Here is an 18,346-nt window from a genome sequence, read left to right as displayed (position 1 = left end):
CCCAAGTCTAAGGACTGAATTTATTAATTCTTGTTTGCATTCTATCTAGCTTTAATCTGAGGTAGCGTTTTAGAAACAAGAGCCTTCTCTCAAACTCAGACATTTGCAGCCACTTTCCATACTGAGGAGGAACCTCGGCATGAAAGAAATTCATCCAAGATTCAGTAATGATTTCTTCACTAAATTCTTCGGCTCGTTCCCTTCCATTTTCGACCATCGCTAGATACAAATCTGGATCGTTTTTTAAGCGTTTTACTGCTGCAATTGCTTCATCAAGGGAACGAACTATTAAAAAGTCTAATTCCGACTTTCTTAAAGCAAGAAAAGCAGATTCAGGAGCTAGGACAGCAGGAACTCCAGCACGCCAACAATTTATTAATTTACTTGCTGGTTTATTCGGATAGGTACATTTATCAAACCGACGAACGGCAACAATAACATCTATATAACTGTAGTCATTCCATTTTTCTTTGTTGAAAACTGGATGCCATTTACATCCTAATGAACTTAAAGAATGAAGCCATTTTTCAGATAACAATTCCTTCGTTAAATTACTTCCAGTACCCATGAAGGCAACATTTTCTATCAAAAATCTTCGCTCTTCTGATCTAGGAATTAAACCAGGTTGTGGCCAATGGGGAATATAGTAAGGATTCCAAAGTGAATTTTTTCTGTTCTGAAGATCATAAAGATTTTGAACAATATGCAAATGTGCTGATGGATGAAATTCGCTATCACCCTTCGCGCAGATTAGCATTGCTTCCCCAAAATATGGATACTGATTGCCCAATGTACCTCTATCAGCAATGACTATTCCCTTCTTAGGAATATCATCTACAACTTCACAGTAAAGTCCTGCTTGCTTCATATTAAGATATGTACGGACAATCCAGCATGTATATCAATCTGAAAGACCGAGCCATTGTTGGTTTTCATGGTTAAATAGATGATGCGTATTTTTATCAGGTGCGTAGAAGTAAATTTTTTCCATATTGAGAATATGTCTCCTCTTTTTAAGTTTCTAATACAAAACTGTTCATTCGTTTTTATTGTACTAATGTCTATGATGAACATTTTGCCTGAGTTGGACATTAGACCTCGACCTAATATTATCTCAAGACCAAAAGTCTTTCTAGTCAAGGAATATACCCGAATAAAAATTATTTTAATTGCCTCATATTTTTTCAGTAAAATTGAATTAGCAACGACAGATATACATTTCAGCCATCGAACTGCTTAGTTAGTACATAGGCTAAAAGCAATCTGTGACTGGGTTATAATTTTTGGAGATGTCTATTAGCCATACACAGCGTTTCTCAGATAGATGAGGTTCGTTATTGCATCTGAAATACTTGATTAGCAAAAATTAGTGGCTCTTCGGTTTGTGTTATGCAATGGACGGGGTTTATAAGGGATGGAACTCTTATATAGAAAGGCATTTAGCGATTTTTGTCAATTGTTTTTGAGCTAGAGCGAACTAATCAATTAAGTCTCTTGCCAGATAAGGATTTAGTCGATTTATGCCCCCCTATCGAACCATACCAAGTAACGAAGAACCACATTAGTATGTGCTTCACTGTTACGAGAAAGGCTGTAACTATACCATTATAGCACATTTTCAAATGGAAGTATCTTACGTGAAAAAACAATTAAGAAGTCTTGTTGAGCAGCTCCCGCCCCTAAAAAAATTGGCAAAGGGGGAAATAGGAGAATTCAACTAATACCCCAAAACCCCAACACCCACCCCCCAACACCCAAAACCCAACCCCTAACCATGCGTTTCAGACAAATTTTTATGCTTTTATGACATGGCTGACAGTATTTTGTAACAATCTATACGAATTTTCCTGTTGAAGACTGTAAATTTAAGTTAATTACTTCGGTGATAACCCTGAAATAAAGTGATCTTTCTAGCCCAGATGACCAAAAACCGCCCCTATCTATCGGCTCCTCAAAACTGTTATGCTTCTAGAAAAAATCTCTTAGACAAAAACTACTGCTAAATCTCCCCAGATGGAGAAGCAAAAGCGATCGAGAGATAAAAATAGTCAAAGCCTCCTTACTGAATCAACAGTTACTTTCAAAAAATTTTCTCGGTTATCACCGCAGTCAGTTAGGGGAAATAATGAGAATTTTTCACCGTTTCATCACCTTTGTTTAGTTTCTAATCACGATTTTTTAGTCCATGAGTAAACTTTCTAGACGTAGATTTATCTTCACTGCCGGGGCAACTGCCGTAGGAACAGCAATTCTCCACGGTTGCGCCACTCCCAATAATACCGCGACCAGTCCCTCCCCGGCCGGCAGTCCTGCCGCTTCCCCCGTTGCCAGTGGAGAAACCCCCGAAGTCACCACCGCTAAACTAGGTTTTATTGCCCTCACCGACGCTGCCCCCTTAATTATCGCCAAAGAAAAAGGTTTATTCGCTAAACACGGGATGCCCGATGTACAGGTGATGAAACAAGCTTCTTGGGCTGCAACCCGGGATAACCTCGAATTAGGTTCGGCGGGTAACGGTATCGATGGGGCGCATATTTTATCCCCCATGCCCTACCTAATGACCTTGGGCAAAATCACCAAACAGCCCGTACCAATGTATATTCTGGCGCGTTTGAATACCAACGGTCAAGCAGTTTCCATCGCTAACGAATACATGGATCTAAAAGTTGCCCTCGATAGCGGTGTACTGAAAGAATCCTTCGCTAAAGCTAAATCTGCGGGCAAAGAAGTTAAAGCCGCCGTCACTTTCCCCGGTGGTACTCACGATCTTTGGATGCGCTATTGGTTAGCCGCCGGTGGCATCGATCCGAATAAAGATCTATCCCTAATTGTTGTTCCTCCGGCACAAATGGTGGCTAACATGAAAGTCGGCACGATGCAAGCTTTCTGTGTGGGGGAACCTTGGAACGCCCAATTAGTTAACAAAAAACTCGGTTATTCGGCCCTGATTACCGGGGAACTGTGGAAGGATCACCCCGAAAAAGCCCTAACTATGCGCGCCGATTGGGTGGATAAAAATCCCAAAGCGGCAAAAGCTTTAACTATGGCTGTTCTGGAAGCGCAGCAATGGTGCAATGATCCCGCTAATGTTAAGGAAATGTGCGAGATTATTTCAGGACGGGAATGGCTGAAAATTGACCCCGCCGATATCTTGGGCAGAATGCAGGGTAATATCGATTTCGGTGATGGTCGCAAAATCGAAAATAGCCCCGTAGCCATGAAATTCTGGGCTGATAACGCTTCCTATCCCTACAAGAGTCATGATACTTGGTTTGTGACTGAAGACATCCGTTGGGGCTATATTCCCGCCGATACAGACATCAAAGCTTTAGTTGATAAAGTTAACCGGGAAGATATCTGGAGAGAAGCCGCCACAGCCCTCAATGTTCCGGCCGATCAAATTCCCGCTACCCCTTCTCGCGGTGTGGAAACTTTCTTTGATGGCGTGAAATTTGACCCCGAAAATCCCACCGCTTACCTGAAATCTCTCAAGATTAAAAAGGTTTAAATCGGTGATCAGTGATCAGTAATCAGTAATCAGTTAAAGATGATTTTCTGATTACTGGTAATTAATAACTGATAACTGAAATCCTTTGGGATCAAGCCAAGATCAAAGCTGATCACTGAACCACTGATAACTCAACCACTGATAACTGATAACTGATAACTGATTATGGCTGTTTCTATTTCTCGTCGTTCTCAAGGTACAAGATGGGTAAAAGACCTGAAAAAAAAATTATCCAAACTAGCAACTTCGGCGATTGCTTTATTAATTTTCCTTCTCCTCTGGCAAATTCTCTGTTTTAGTCCCGATGCCCCCCTTCCTAGTCCCACTAAAGTGGTTAGCGAGACCTGGGAATTAATTATTAATCCCTTCTTCAATAATGGTGGCACGGATGTGGGGTTATTCTGGCAAATTTTCGCCAGTTTACAACGGGTGGCCGTCGGTTTTACCCTTGCCGCTATTGTTGGCATCGCTGCGGGTATTTTAATCGGTAGTAGCGCCCTAATTTATGATGCGATCGATCCGATTTTTCAAATCCTGCGTACCGTTCCCCCCCTAGCTTGGCTACCCATCTCCCTAGCGGCTTTTCGCAATAACGAACCTAGTGCCATATTTGTAATTTTTATTACAGCAATTTGGCCAATTATTATTAATACAGCCGTGGGAGTACAACAGGTTCCCCAAGACTATAAAAACGTCTCTAGAGTGCTAAAATTATCCAAAGTTGAATACTTTTTTAACATTCTTTTTCCCGCTACTGTTCCCTACGTTTTCACCGGATTAAGAATCGGTATCGGTTTATCTTGGTTGGCGATTGTAGCGGCAGAAATGCTGATCGGTGGCGTGGGAATTGGCTTCTTTATCTGGGATGCTTGGAATAGTTCCATGATCAGTGAAATTATCCTCGCCCTGATTTATGTAGGTATTGTTGGTTTCCTACTCGATCGCCTCATGGCCTACATCGCTAAATTAGTTGTACCCGAAGAAAATAAATAAGTTTAATTGTTACAAGTAAATAAAAGTGGGTGAGGTTCAAAACTAAATTATTAGCCACCCAACCCACCTCACCCCCGATAACAAAGTCCGAATCTAAAACCTAATTTCTTAAGCTAAAAGCTTTGCTCTACCTAGTTTCTAACCTCCTTGTTAGATAGGAGAATTGCCAGATTATTTCTTTTGCCTCTTGCCTTCAAAAGCTGATAACTGATAACCGATAACTGATAACTGAAAATGTCTGCATTTATTGAAGTCGATCACATTGATAAAGTTTTCCCTCTCCCCGATGGCCGTCAATATATCGCCCTAAAAAATATCGATCTCAGCGTTACTCAAGGGGAATTTATATCTTTAATTGGTCATTCCGGTTGCGGGAAATCCACCCTCTTAAATATGGTCGCTGGACTCGATCGCCCGACGGTGGGAGGGGTGATTTTAGAGGGAAGAGAAATTAAAGGTCCCGGTCCCGATCGCATGGTGGTGTTCCAGAATTATTCTCTGCTGCCTTGGTTAACCGTCCGGGAAAATATCGCCCTAGGAGTTAACCGCGTGCTGCGTCATCTACTGGCTGCTGAACGCAAAAGTGTCATCGAACATAGTATCGATATGGTACACCTGCGCCATGCCGCCAACAAACGACCGGGAGAATTATCGGGAGGCATGAAACAACGGGTAGCGATCGCCCGCGCTTTAGCCCTACGGCCAAAAGTCCTGCTACTCGATGAACCCTTTGGGGCGCTGGATGCGTTAACCAGAGGCAATTTACAGGAACGTTTGATGGAAATCGTCGAAGAAAGCCACGTTACCTGTATCATGGTCACGCACGATGTGGATGAAGCCCTATTACTATCCGATCGAGTGGTGATGTTAACCACCGGTCCGGAGGCCCATATCGGTCAGATTCTCGATGTTCCCATTCCCCGGCCCCGACATCGTTTGGAAGTAGTTAATCACCCCAGTTACTACGCCCTCCGTAACGAAATCGTTTATTTCCTCAACCAACAGAAGCGATCGAAGAAAGTCGGTCAACCCACCGAACCGGTAACAGTGATCGGCCAAGCTACCAGATTGAAAACCAATCCCACCATCGGTTTTATCCCCCTCACCGATTGCGCTCCGATTATTATCGCCAAAGAGAAAGGTTTCTTCGCCGAGGAAGGATTGGAGGATGTTATCCTGCAACGGGAACCCAACTGGAAAGCGCTCGCCCAAGGAGTGGCTACCGGTCGTCTCGATGCGGCCCAGATGGTGGCGGGAATGCCCCTCAGCATGACCATTGGGGCTGGCAATAAGCCCTCTGTCCCCGTCATTAGCGCCTTGGTACTCAGTCGCAACGGTAACGCCATCACCCTCAGCAATAAATACAGGGAATTGGGGGTAGAAAAACTCGAGGACTTAAAGGATGCCCTCCAGCAAAGTCCCGATAAAATCGCCACTTTCGGCATGGTTCACCCCGCTTCCATGCACAATCTACTGTTACGCTACTGGTTAGCTAGTGGCGACATCGATCCCGATAGTGATGTCAATTTAGCCGTAATTCCGCCGCCTCAGATGGTTTCCCTGCTAAAAGCGGGTAATATCGACGGTTATTGTGTGGGGGAACCCTGGAACTCCTACGCCGTTCACGAAAAATTAGGCTACGTTATCGCCACCGATCTCGATATTTGGCCCGGACACCAAGAAAAAGTTCTCGGAGTCAAGGAAACTTGGGCGGCGAAACATCCCGAAACTCATATCGCCATGGTGAAAGCTTTAATTAAAGCCTGCGAATACTGCGATGATCAGCGTAATCGAGAAGATATCGTTAATATTCTCAGTCAGCCCCAGTATGTGGGCGTGGATAGGGCCATTATCCGCCCCGGTTTCCTCGATGGTTACGATCGCGGTTTAGGAACTGCCCCCGAACCCCTATTCCGATTTAATCAGTTTTACGTCGATCAAGCTAACTGTCCAGGCCGGAGTGAAGCCCTATGGACCCTAACTCAGCTTGCTCGTTGGGGTTACGCACCGTTCCCCCGCAACTGGGTAGAAGTGATTGAACGCGTCCGTCGTCCCGATCTGTTTGGTGAAGCTTGCCGGTCTCTAGGCCTTCCCGATTTGGAACCTGATCGCCACAGTTTCGCCCTCTTTGATCGTCTTATTTTCAATCCTGACGATCCGATCGGCTATCTGGAACGTTTCTCGATCCGTCGCGATTATCGCGTCTCAGAAGTTCTCCTCGATGATACCGTCGCTAATTAAGGTTGTGGTGGGCTTTGCCCACCTTAAAATAAATCTAGGACGAATATGCAAACTTTTACCGATAAGACCGTGAATTCCAGCACCACCACCCAGCCTTTTTTATTAGTTAGTAATGTTGCCAAAGAATACCCCTCCCCCGAAGGGGTTTACACCGTTTTAGACGGTGTGGAGCTGCAAGTTAATGAGGGGGAATTTGTCTGCATTATCGGTCACTCCGGCTGCGGTAAATCGACTCTTTTGAATATGGTGGCGGGGTTTTCTTCTCCTAGTCGTGGGCAAGTGCTGCTACAGGATAAAGAGGTTAAGGAACCAGGACCAGACCGGATGATGGTATTCCAAAATTATTCGCTTCTGCCCTGGAAAACTGCCTTTGAGAACGTTTATATCGGGGTTAGTTCGGTTTATCCCCAAAAATCTCACGCTGAGAAGGTGAAGATTGTGGAAGAAAATCTATCCCTAGTGGGATTGACAGAAGCAGCCCAGAAAAAACCCCCCCAATTATCGGGAGGTATGAAACAACGGGTTGCGATCGCACGCGCCCTGGCCATTCGTCCCCAGGTCCTCATCCTCGATGAACCGTTTGGGGCCTTAGATGCGATCACTAAAGAGGAATTACAGGAAGAATTGCTGAAAATCTGGCAAGAACACCAGTTAACCGTGTTGATGATTACCCACGATATCGATGAGGCTTTGTTCTTGTGCGATCGCTTGGTGATGATGACCAACGGCCCAAGCGCTAAAATCGGGGAGGTGTTAAAGATGCCTTTTGCTCGTCCCCGGGTTCGTTCCCAAATTACCGAGGATCCCCGTTACTACGAACTCCGCAATGAAGCTCTCGATTTCCTCTACAATCGTTTTGCCCATTCGGAGGATCCCAACGAGGATGCCCCCGAACAACCCCGCACAGAAAATCTCGTGGGTAAAATTGTTACTACTATTGGTGGCATAGCTTTACTCGCTTTTGTCGGTTTTAGTCTAATACAAATGTTCACTAGCAAGACTCCCAATACTGCTAATCCAGCTACCATAGAGTCCCCCAGATAAGTAACAGTAATCAGTTATCAGTTATCAGTTATCAGTTATCAATGATTAAGATGTTCAAAGACTGATTTATCACCGATATCGTTGGGGAGAGGTTGGCTTAATTTTCTCAGAGCAAAGATAACGAATAAAGTCGCCCAGAGAATTAATAGCCCCTTCTCCCAATTTAAGGGTAATATCCCCAAAAGATGACCGAGTAAAAGAGTGGGAACTAGAGGGGTTAAAAACTTGGTTTCTAGACGATTAAAACAAAAAGCTTCTTTGAAATAAATCCCCGTGAGACTAGCAAAAATAAAGCCGACACCGAATAAACTCACCGGATGGTTATAGACAAATTCTAGGGGAGAAAGCTGATAATAAAGGCTGAAAATTAGGGAAGTAATCGCCCCGATTAGCCAAAAAACTTGCAGGAGACGATGAAGGGGAATTAAATAAATATGGATAGTCAATAAACTGATGCCTAACCCCAGACAAAAACCAATGTATAAAAGGTTGGTCAGGGGCAATAATTGCGGTCGAGTGAGAACTATAATTGTAGCGACAGCGAAACTAAAAGCCGCTAAATTTAAACCCAGACGGTAGAGACGCACCCCTAGGCGATCGCTATCCGTAATCGTAAACTCTCCGAATTGACCTTGATAAACTCGATCGACAGCAGGGGAAGTCATAATGCTCTAAAGAAAAAGGGAAGCTTAGAAAAGATTGACTACAAATAATCTTAAGCTTGAATTATGCCCGTATCCTCACTTCTCCCCTCTCTCGGCTGACTAATTGCGAGTTTAGTAGTCAATCAAGCTAAAAATTATGATTAATTGGGATAAAAAAAATACATATGTTATTTTACTACGTCTTTCTTGTTTCAACTTCTGATTCCTTGTCATTTCAGTAATTCTCTTTGGTGCCAGAGACTTTTATGAACTCAACTAGCGAAATTTTGATCGTGGGCGGTGGTATCATCGGATTAGCGATCGCCGTCGATTTGCAATTGCGGGGGGCAAAAGTTACCCTCCTAGTTCGAGATATAGCTCAGGCCGCTAGTCGTGCGGCTGCGGGAATGTTGGCCCCCCATGCAGAAGGGATTCCCCCGGGTCCGTTTCTCGATCTTTGTTTACAATCGCGCTGGTTATATCCAGAATGGAGCCGCAAAATCGAGGATTTAACGGGTGTAAACAGCGGTTACTATCCCTGTGGTATTCTTGCTCCCGTTTACGAGCTAGATCAGCCCATTGCTGCCAATACAGCTAATAAAATTTGGTTAGACAGCAATGCAGTTCACCTCTACCAACCCGGATTAGGTAAAGATGTGGTCGGTGGTTGGTGGTATCCCGACGATGGACAAGTGGACAATCGGCAGCTAGTGACTGCGCTGCAACAAGCAGCCGAAAATTTAGGGGTAGAAATTCGCCAAGGGGTAGAAGTCCACGCCTTACAACAAAAGCAGGGAAAAGTCAAGAGTATTTATACCTCAATTGGGGAATTAGAGGCAAAAATTTATATTTTAGCAACGGGATCCTGGGCTAGTCAACTTTTACCCCTCCCTATCCATCCCGTCAAAGGTCAAATGGCCGCGGTAAAAATGCCCCCTAACCAGACCTTAGCGAGGGTTTTATTCGGTCCGCAAACCTATCTGGTTCCCCGTCGCAATGGTCGTTTAATTATCGGGGCTACTTCCGAAAAAGTCTCCTGGCAAACGGGTAACACACCCCAAGGATTGCAAACCCTTTTTGCGCGTGCTACCCGTCTCTATCCCCCTTTAGCTGACTGGGAAATCGAAGAAATGTGGTGGGGATTCCGCCCGGGTACAGCGGATGAATTACCTATTTTAGGCCGCAGTAGCTGTGATAACCTGATTTTAGCTACCGGTCACTATCGCAATGGCATTTTACTCGCTCCTGTCACTGCTTCCTTGATTGCTGACCTGGTGATTAATGAGAAAGTTAATCCCATTTTGACCCATTTTAGCTGCGATCGCTTTAATCAACCATCACCCGTTACTATTCCACCTATGTCCTTAACTGTTATTGATAATAAACCCCAGGCGCTTTTATCGCCCCAGAATGATAGTCTCACTATTGCCGGGAAAACCTTTCACTCCCGCTTAATGACTGGGACTGGCAAATATGCCAATCTGACGACTATGCAGGAAAGTATTAGTGCCAGTGAATGTCAGATTGTCACCGTTGCCGTTAGACGAGTACAAACGAACGCACCCTTCGACTTGGCTCAGGGCAAGCCCGGTCATGAGGGATTAGCAGAGGCGATCGATTGGTCTAAAATTTGGATGTTGCCCAACACTGCCGGTTGTCAAACGGCCGAAGAAGCGATTCGGGTGGCCCGTTTAGGACGAGAAATGGCCAAATTATTGGGACAGGAAGACAATAACTTTATTAAACTCGAAGTTATTCCCGATCCTAAATATTTATTACCCGATCCGATCGGAACTTTGCAAGCGGCGGAACAATTAGTTAAAGAAGGTTTTGCCGTACTGCCCTATATTAACGCCGATCCTCTCTTAGCCAAACGTTTAGAGGAAGCTGGCTGCGCCACGGTTATGCCCCTAGGATCGCCGATTGGGTCAGGACAAGGGCTGAAAAATGAGGCAAATATCGCGATTATCATCGAATCGTCCCAAATTCCCGTGGTGGTAGATGCTGGGATCGGTACACCCTCAGAAGCAGCCCGGGCCATGGAAATGGGGGCCGATGCTTTATTAATTAACAGTGCGATCGCTATGGCCGCCAATCCGGCCCTGATGGCGCAGGCCATGGGAATGGCGACAAAAGCGGGACGTTTAGCCCATTTAGCGGGAAGAATGCCGATTAAGTCCTCTGCTAGTCCTAGTTCCCCCCTGACGGGAACGATCGCCTAACCGATTAAGCCTTGCCCTGAGCCAAGTCGAAGGGTAGGAATGGGCTGTTTTCAGCTATTAGAGCCAGCAAAAATCTCTATGACTACAGACAATCACACTGAGTATGTTGCCGCTTTAACTGATTTACACCGTGGACTTGACCATAAAGGACCCGGCGACTCTGACTTCTCCCTAAAAATTTTGAGTAATCTCTCTATTTTGCCCCTCAAGCCGCGAATTGCCGATCTAGGATGTGGAAGTGGTGCTAGTGCTTTACTGCTGGCACAATACTACCAAAGCCCTGTCATGGCAGTGGATTCCTCGTCGGTTTTTATCGACGAACTCAAAACCCGAGCAAAACAGCTTGGTCTTGAGCATTTAATCATTCCAATTCATGGTGACATGGCTAAACTTGATTGGTCAGTGGGTTCAGTTGATCTACTTTGGTCTGAGGGGGCTGCTTATAATCTTGGGTTTGAGCAGGCTCTTAAAATCTGGCGACCGCTTGTTTCTAAGAAGGGGATCGCCGTCATCTCGGAGATGAGTTGGTTTACTGATGAGCTGCGAGAGCCGCTTGCCCTGAGCCAAGTCGAAGGGGCTGTGGCCTATTGGCAAAACGCCTATCCTATGATGGGTAATGAGTTTGAGAATATCGTTCGGGCTAATAGGTCTGGTTTTAAGGTACTTTCTACCCAGAGGCTGCCCAGTCAGGTTTGGTGGCTAAATTATTATCAACCTCTCCGTGAGCGAATCGGGCAGCTGGAAATCAGTCCAAGTAGCTCATCGGTTATTCGTGAAACTGAAGAAGAGATGAAACTTTTTGAGAAATTCAGCAACTTCTATGGTTATACCTTCTATGTTCTGCAAGCAGCCTAGAAAAAAGGAGCCAAGGACTGTTTTAAATGCCATTCCACATAATAAGCCAACATACATAGGGCTTGCTGAAAAAGTACGGGCGAAGCATTCGGATAGAAAATCTCCGGTTTCACCGATAGGTTATTGCCCGAATGCTTCGCCCCTACAGGACGCGGGCCGATGAAGACGCGAGGTTTTGAACGACGATTCTCTCAAAATCTTGCACCTGTTTCGCGAGAAAAGCCCCAAAACCCTTACTTTGCCTACATTTCACATTTATTCAGCAAGCCCTACATAAAAAGATAAGTAGTCGTGCAAAATTAATTTCCTAGTAAAGATAGGCAAAAGGCAAGAGGGGGTTAGATATGTGTAATTAATTTTGCTTAGGTACTTATGAGCCTTGACTCTATGAGCATTTTTGAGGGAGAGAAGTGCTAAACAGAGACTATTTCTTTCTTTCTCAAAGCACCAAGCTTTTGCTCAAGCATCATTTGAATTTCGGGAATAGCGGGTTTATAAGGGGGATTAAGATTCAGGTCTGTCCAGCGATTTTTAACACTTTCATGCAAATTGCTAACATCCCCTTCAAACTGACGAGGTGCTGTTCCCGCTACATTAAATGGCCATTTTGACGTATTATCAAAACGCGCACTAGGATTGGGATGAACTTCCTGTTGAATATAACTTTTATCTAAGGTCAAACCCAAGGCTTCGACTTGTTCCATCATCCACAATAAAGCTCCATCGGATAGGCCAGATTCTTCCTGAGAACCTCCACCAACACAACCATGACCCCCCGGAAACCAAACTTGAACCACTTGTTCTTTTTGTTGTCTGATCTGGGTAGAATGGGGACGCATTAGTGTTACATCAAAGACCTTACGAATTTCATCAATGGCAACTGCATGAAACGCCTTTTCAATTGTAGGATTGATGGTCGAATCATAAAAGCGATAACGTTCGTTGAACTTTTCATCCAAGTGCAGAGAATGAACGATATCAGGGATACCTAAAGAAGCAACCGTATCCCAACAGCATAAGGCTTTAATGGGAACTCGTCGTCCATACTGATTACGGAAATCAATGGCATTTTTACCGTTAGGTGCGTTATTTGGGTCTTGTTTGTCTCGGTAAATTTCGTAGGCTTTGGGGATTTGTCGGATAAATTCTCGATACAACAAACCACAATTATAAATTAACCCAGCTAAACAGCGTACAGTGTAAGCTCCCCGACTAAACCCAAAGAGATAAATTTCATCTTCAAGTTGATAGTTTAAGCACAGAAAACGATAGGCATCCTGAATCTTATGATCCATGCCAATGCCTAAAGCACCTCCAGCAATTTTAATTAAAGTATCAGTTACCTCGGCATTAGTTTGTTTTGTCCCAATCCCTTCGTCATAGTAGATGATTTGACGGATGGGGTTGCCCTGACTATCATCAACTGGCGTGATAGCTTGCACCATTTTGACAACATTGGTAGGATAGCCTTGTCCTAAATCTTGCCAAGTTCCATCACAACAGACAATAAGACGGCTTTTCATAGCGATGAACCAGCAATTCTCATTTTGAAACGATTTTGCGTTGTTTCAGCGATCTAGAGATTCGTTAAGAATTATTAACCCCTCTGGGTGCAAGGGTTTTAATGTCATGAAACCTTAAAATGAGAATTGCTGGCGATGAACCTCCTAGGTTTCTTAAAACTCGCTAGTTTATGGAATATTTGAGGATTCTAGTGAATCATGACTCAAAATTATCGAGATTTTCCTTAAGGTAAAATTCCCGCAAGACTCAACCGAGACAAAGGAAGTTCTAACTCTGTTCGGAAATGATATAGATGAGTTAGATAGCTGGCGTGACTAGGTAAAATTAGGTGTGGTATTTATACTTACTACTCTAGATCGTCTATCAGAGCTTGCTGCCCTAAAGACGGCAAATTAATACATTTCTTGAGGTTTCTATATATAAGTTTACAGAATATTGTTGAGCTATTTATTACTAAAAAAAGTTCAGTTTGATGGCAAACCATCTTAACACTTTAGCTCGCCAACCTGAACTTTAGCCGATTCTCGATCGCAATTTTAGCCCACCCTAACATTTCCCTCTTTTGCCACGAGGATTTTTACCGAGAAAAATGATCTGTCTGCCTGAGAACAGGCTATAGTGATCATCAAACCCTCAGTGAAAAACTTCTCGTGTCTTCAGTATTCCGCCTTCCTCCCTATTTTTCCCCCGCTCTGCAGCGTCGAGTCATGAAAACTCTCGCGTCAAAAAAAACCCGTCAATTCTTGACATGGGCGGCAGCTTGTGCTAGTTTTTTGATCCTCTGGGCGTGGAATTGGCAGCTAGTTTTGGCCACTTTAACCGGGGTGGGGGCGATGATCGGAGCTTACCATCTCCAGGGGCGAAACTGGCCATCGCTGTGGCTGTGGGGGCGTGCTTTTTTCAGTGCCGATAGCGGTAAATTAACTTTAGCGGTAGTCTGTGGCGGTTTAGGCAGTTTAGCCACCTATCTCGCTGTGGCTATTTGGACCTATGCCGAAAATCGCTGGTTGGCCCTGGCCTCAATTTTGCAAGGATTTGGCACGGTTTTGACTTTAATCCTGCTAGGATGGCATTTTCTCGACCATCGCGGTCAAAATGAGTCAAAAAACTTTGATCGCTGGTTAGAAAAATTAACGGTCAATGATCCCTTAATGCGCTTAATGGCAGTCCGACGTTTAAGTGAAATGGAACTTTCCCCCAGTCGTCGAGAACAATGCCAAGAATACTTCCGTTATCTTCTCTCGCGAGAAACCGATACGCAAGTGCGATCGGCTTTATTGGATAATTTTGCTGGCAAAGAAGCAATCAAACCGCAACCTTTACAAATACCCCTACAGGTGAAAAAATCCCTCTTTAAATCAGTAATCAGTGAACAGTAATCAGTGAACTGAAAACTCACAGCTGATAACTGATAACTGATAACTGAATCCCACCCCACCCTAAAGGCTGACTGTAGAGGTTGAAGAGGATATTTTTTTTACACCAAAGTTAACTCGCGCTCCTCGATATTTTGGAACATCAGCGTACTCAGATAACGTTCTCCAAAACTAGGCTGAATCACCACAATTAATTTACCCTCATTTTCCGGTCGTTGGGCCAGTTGAATCCCAGCGCAAAGATTGGCACCGGAAGAAATCCCCGAAAGTAAACCCTCTTCTTTTGCCAAACGACGACCAAATTGAAAAGCTTCCTCATCACTGACGGTAATTACCTCATCAATCAGATCTGTGCGTAAAACTTCTGGAATAAAACCCGCACCGATACCCTGAATTTTATGGGGACCGGGATTACCTCCAGAAATCACCGGACTATTGAAAGGTTCCACCGCGACTACTTGAAAACTAGGTTTACGCGATTTAATCAATTCAGCGACTCCCGTAATCGTGCCACCAGTACCCACACCTGCAACAATAAAATCTACCTGTCCCTCCGTATCTTGCCAAATTTCCTCAGCAGTGGTGAGACGGTGAATTTCTGGGTTAGAAGGGTTGCGAAATTGTTGCAACATATAAGCGCCGGGGATACTATCAACGATTTGCTGCGCGCGTAAAATTGCCCCTTTCATGCCTTGGGAACCGGGGGTAAGTTCTAGGGTAGCACCGTAGGCTTTTAACATCGCCCGGCGCTCTAAACTCATCGTTTCCGGCATAGTTAAAATTAAGCGATAACCCTTAGCTGCCGCAGTCATCGCTAGAGCAATTCCCGTATTGCCAGAGGTGGGTTCCACTAAAACCGTGGTTTCTGGATTGACTAAACCCGCTTTTTCGGCGCTATTAATCATGTGAGTGCCAATGCGATCCTTGACGGAAGCAGCGGGATTCATCCCTTCTAATTTCATCACAATTCGGCCAAGACAGCCCTCCGCCTGGGGAATCCGATTCAATTGTACTAAAGGTGTGCGGCCAACCAATTCGGTGACATCGTGAGCGATACGCATGATATTTTCTCAGTCTGGGTGATTCGTGTGCTTAGTTATAGCGGTAAGTTCTCAGCTTTAGCGTTTGAGAATCTCCTCACTAGCCAAGGAGGCGCTATATAGCTCACTTATAGCAAAGGCCAGCCCTAGATCGGCAAAATTTCCATTTTCCTTTGTTTCTTTAGTCAGTCCGAGTTGATTCCCAGAGACAGGCAAAACTGCCATGACCGATAAGATTGCTTTTTTCCAAAAGCTTATACTTGTACTAAAATAACTATGGATAGTTTACTAAAGTCAGAATTACGGTCATGACCATTAAATATAATCGGGTCTATTGCAAGAACAACACATAGAAATTAAAGGCGTATATTCTAGAGTAGTTATGATAATGTATAAAGATCAATATAAAGAAAAGAAACCTAAAGATAAAACCATCGCTGAGAAATTTAATACCTATCATTTTGTAAAGTATAAAGAGCAAGTGGTTGACTTATTAACCCGTGGGTGTACCGTTAGCGTCGAGACAATGGCAATTATCGAGGAGATGAAAGAATTATCATAAAATATCCCGTGAGATGCGTTACTTAGCTGCGTTAGCGTTAGTAATACACCCTAATTCTGATAAATTCAAACTATTTAAAATACGGGTTTTTATTGGTCTTTTTTCATCCCAGAATATCAGAGATGAATAAAATTCCATCGCTAGGGAAGAATTGAGAAGCTGTAGTGTTTTCTGAGCAGTATCTAAATCATCAAAGCTTAAGAAGTAAACAGTATCATCGAAAATAACTGGTTGATTTTGATAGGGTGATATAAGTTGAAAATTCAGTTTCTTATAAAGTCCAGAAATGGCAATTTTAAAAGGAGAGAAGGTGTAAGAACCAACGCCGAATATAGAAAAATCTGGTTGATTTTGATAGATTTTGCTTTTTCTATTCCCAAAGTAATCTACATGATTAACTAGATACTGCCAAGTTTTTGGCGCTATATCTCGCATATTTTCTGTAGATTCACCAATAAACTTCTGAGTTACTAAAACGTATTTATTGATAATTTCTAGGCGATTTTGTGCCACATCTGAACCTTTAAGAAGAGGATAAAGATAGGTGGTTTCAATATCAACGATTTCCTTTAAACCATTGACAAAAATTCCATTAACTAACTGCAATTCCATGACTTTTGAGCAATCATGTTTAATACCTGAACGCCATTTTTCTACAAGAGGATGCCGATGATATAACTTCTCTAGTCTGATAAAAGTATTTAAATCTCTGACTAGAATATCATTTTGATAACCAATACGCTGAAACTCCCTTTCCTCAAAACTCTTGAAAACATCACAAAAGTAATTTTCTGATTGAGAATCAAATTGACAAAATAGGAGACAAGCATCTACATTAGCTTGAAAATATTTTTGAGTGTTTATCGGATAAATTGCCGAATAGATGAGATTAATTTTCTGAGTATAAATATAGTTCAAAATTTTTCTAGAAACGGCTGTTTTGCAGATAATTGCCAGATAAGCTGAACGATGATTAAGACATTCAATCAATTTAATTAACATCCATTCTGAAATATCAAAGTTACTTTTTCCTGTGATAGCATCTAAACCATGATAACCTTGAAAGTTACTTTTTTGCGGTAAATTGCTACCATGAATCAATCCCTGTTTTGAGTTTGTTATCCAAGGTAGATTACCCAAGAATAAAATATTCTCTTTCCATGCTTGAGTTAGAGCATTCCAATCACAGTCAAAAAAATTATTTTGATGAACTTGTATTCTTGTATCTTGGCATAATTGCTCATCTTGGGCTATCTGTGCAACATAATTAGGATTAATTTCAAAGCCAAGAATTTTTTCAGTTTGTTTGAAGGTAACTGCTGCCGATTTTAAAAAGTTTCCTGTACCACAAGTTGGCTCAATAATTACCTTGGGATTAACATTTATTTGTGATAACTTTTTGCAAATCTTTTCGGCTAACTCTAAAGGAGTTTGAAAGTCGCCGTATTCAACTTTAACTGGAGAAACTGACATTACTAATTCTCTCTATAAATAGCGATTAATCCTTCTTCTTGACCAGCAAGATCAATTACTCTAGTATATTGTAGTCTCCACTGTAAGGCGTTGGAAATGGTTAAAAATCCTTGTACTGGAGGATTAGCAAGAATTTCATCGGCTATATTGGCTGCTTCCATTTCATCAACGGGTAAGTTTTTATCTAACATAAAGGCAATTAAATCATCTTTGTTACCCTGATTGTTTAAGATGTTGCGAATACCACGAGTCATCTGGAAATCAGCTGTTCTTTCAGCCGATACAAAAATTGTCGTGATCATTCTTAAATTGGCAGTGCGATTGAGACTATTATCTAACTTTTTATAAACAAAAATAATTAAGGAATATCCTAAGCCAAAAATCTTTTGTCTTGCGGATTTAAAAGGACAAGATGATTGTGGTTGTTTAGTACTGGTTACTTTTATATCAACCAGCAACTCAGGAAAATCGATACCACTGGCTGCATTACCCTCAACAAAATCATATTTTTCTTTTAGATATAGTTTAAACTTTTGTTCTAAGTAGGTTCCGATCGCTTTACCATCTGTAACACCGTAGAGCGAAGCTTCTTGATGTTGAGACTCTAAAGCTGAAAATATAGCCGCCTCATTACCTAAAGATTCTTGGGTTAATCTTGACATATATAGCTAAATTAATTAATCTCCTCGTTTTTTCTATCTGACTGACAAAGTTAGCAAGCTTTCTTAATTATAAGTCAACTGCCATCTATGTAATACATGGCTGTGAAGCTTGAGACAAAATATTATCGCTCATAGTTTTTTCGGCTCTTCGGTTTGTGTTATGCAATGGACGGGGGTTATAAGGGATGGAACCCTTATATAG

14 protein-coding genes and 1 pseudogene are annotated in these 18,346 nt (G+C 42.9%); 8 read left to right on the top strand and 7 right to left on the bottom strand.

Translation table 11 applies throughout. The features are described from left to right. Positions 1 to 7: 7 nt before the first annotated feature. A complete protein-coding gene (locus ACE3JL_RS14765) occupies positions 8 to 868 on the bottom strand; it encodes a glycosyltransferase (protein ID WP_375327800.1) in 861 nt (286 codons plus the stop codon). Between the two features lie 1,317 nt (positions 869 to 2,185). Here ACE3JL_RS14765 and ACE3JL_RS14760 point away from each other — a divergent pair. From ACE3JL_RS14760 to ACE3JL_RS14745, 4 genes are all read left to right on the top strand, one after another. After that, positions 2,186 to 3,508, top strand: coding sequence for a CmpA/NrtA family ABC transporter substrate-binding protein (locus ACE3JL_RS14760; protein ID WP_271991847.1), 1,323 nt, complete (start codon positions 2,186 to 2,188; stop codon positions 3,506 to 3,508). Between the two features lie 165 nt (positions 3,509 to 3,673). Beyond that, positions 3,674 to 4,501, top strand: coding sequence for a nitrate ABC transporter permease (ntrB, locus tag ACE3JL_RS14755; RefSeq protein ID WP_271991845.1), 828 nt, complete (start codon positions 3,674 to 3,676; stop codon positions 4,499 to 4,501). A 234-nt stretch (positions 4,502 to 4,735) separates the two neighbouring features. Further along, the gene (locus ACE3JL_RS14750; RefSeq protein WP_375327799.1) at positions 4,736 to 6,742 is read left to right on the top strand and encodes a nitrate ABC transporter ATP-binding protein; all 2,007 of its coding nucleotides are present in this window, start codon (positions 4,736 to 4,738) and stop codon (positions 6,740 to 6,742) included. A 45-nt stretch (positions 6,743 to 6,787) separates the two neighbouring features. Beyond that, positions 6,788 to 7,786 carry an ABC transporter ATP-binding protein gene (locus ACE3JL_RS14745; RefSeq protein ID WP_375327798.1) on the top strand — a complete coding sequence of 333 codons (999 nt, stop codon included), beginning with the start codon at positions 6,788 to 6,790 and terminating at the stop codon, positions 7,784 to 7,786. Positions 7,787 to 7,824: 38 nt separating this feature from the next. Here ACE3JL_RS14745 and ACE3JL_RS14740 read toward each other — a convergent pair whose 3' ends face one another. Then, complete coding sequence (locus ACE3JL_RS14740; protein ID WP_002768525.1) at positions 7,825 to 8,451, bottom strand: DUF2301 domain-containing membrane protein; 627 nt, start codon at positions 8,449 to 8,451, stop codon at positions 7,825 to 7,827. A 245-nt stretch (positions 8,452 to 8,696) separates the two neighbouring features. On the opposite strand from ACE3JL_RS14740, the gene thiO reads away from it, so the two are divergent. Both thiO and ACE3JL_RS14730 read left to right on the top strand, forming a co-directional pair. Beyond that, complete coding sequence (gene thiO, locus ACE3JL_RS14735) at positions 8,697 to 10,652, top strand: glycine oxidase ThiO (protein WP_271991836.1); 1,956 nt, start codon at positions 8,697 to 8,699, stop codon at positions 10,650 to 10,652. Between the two features lie 78 nt (positions 10,653 to 10,730). After that, positions 10,731 to 11,507 (top strand): cyclopropane-fatty-acyl-phospholipid synthase family protein, encoded by a 777-nt coding sequence (locus tag ACE3JL_RS14730; protein WP_271991833.1) that lies wholly within the window; start codon positions 10,731 to 10,733, stop codon positions 11,505 to 11,507. 413 nt (positions 11,508 to 11,920) lie between these two features. Here the strand turns inward: ACE3JL_RS14730 and ACE3JL_RS14725 are convergent, their stop codons facing one another. Beyond that, positions 11,921 to 13,030 carry a DUF2235 domain-containing protein gene (locus tag ACE3JL_RS14725; protein WP_271991831.1) on the bottom strand — a complete coding sequence of 370 codons (1,110 nt, stop codon included), beginning with the start codon at positions 13,028 to 13,030 and terminating at the stop codon, positions 11,921 to 11,923. A 651-nt stretch (positions 13,031 to 13,681) separates the two neighbouring features. Between ACE3JL_RS14725 and ACE3JL_RS14720 the strand changes: the two genes are divergently transcribed. Beyond that, positions 13,682 to 14,410, top strand: a complete 729-nt coding sequence (locus ACE3JL_RS14720; protein WP_271991828.1) for a hypothetical protein — start codon at positions 13,682 to 13,684, stop codon at positions 14,408 to 14,410. Positions 14,411 to 14,508: 98 nt separating this feature from the next. Here ACE3JL_RS14720 and cysK read toward each other — a convergent pair whose 3' ends face one another. Then, entirely contained in the window at positions 14,509 to 15,468 is a 960-nt protein-coding gene (gene cysK / locus ACE3JL_RS14715) for a cysteine synthase A (RefSeq protein ID WP_271991826.1), read from the bottom strand. A gap of 57 nt (positions 15,469 to 15,525) precedes the next feature. Continuing rightward, entirely contained in the window at positions 15,526 to 15,672 is a 147-nt protein-coding gene (locus ACE3JL_RS14710; RefSeq protein WP_375327797.1) for a hypothetical protein, read from the bottom strand. 172 nt (positions 15,673 to 15,844) lie between these two features. On the opposite strand from ACE3JL_RS14710, the pseudogene ACE3JL_RS14705 reads away from it, so the two are divergent. Continuing rightward, positions 15,845 to 16,009, top strand: a pseudogene (locus ACE3JL_RS14705) (helicase); the annotation flags it as partial. 18 nt (positions 16,010 to 16,027) lie between these two features. On the opposite strand, the gene ACE3JL_RS14700 reads toward ACE3JL_RS14705, so the two are convergent. Next, positions 16,028 to 17,482 (bottom strand): SAM-dependent methyltransferase, encoded by a 1,455-nt coding sequence (locus ACE3JL_RS14700; protein WP_375327796.1) that lies wholly within the window; start codon positions 17,480 to 17,482, stop codon positions 16,028 to 16,030. 2 nt (positions 17,483 to 17,484) lie between these two features. Beyond that, entirely contained in the window at positions 17,485 to 18,144 is a 660-nt protein-coding gene (locus tag ACE3JL_RS14695; protein WP_375327795.1) for a restriction endonuclease, read from the bottom strand. Positions 18,145 to 18,346 lie beyond the last annotated feature (202 nt).

The organism is Microcystis sp. BLCC-F210, assembly GCF_042134685.1.
In the GTDB taxonomy this organism is placed as follows: Bacteria; Cyanobacteriota; Cyanobacteriia; order Cyanobacteriales; family Microcystaceae; genus Microcystis; species Microcystis aeruginosa_D.
This window is presented reverse-complemented; position numbering and strand designations above follow the sequence as displayed.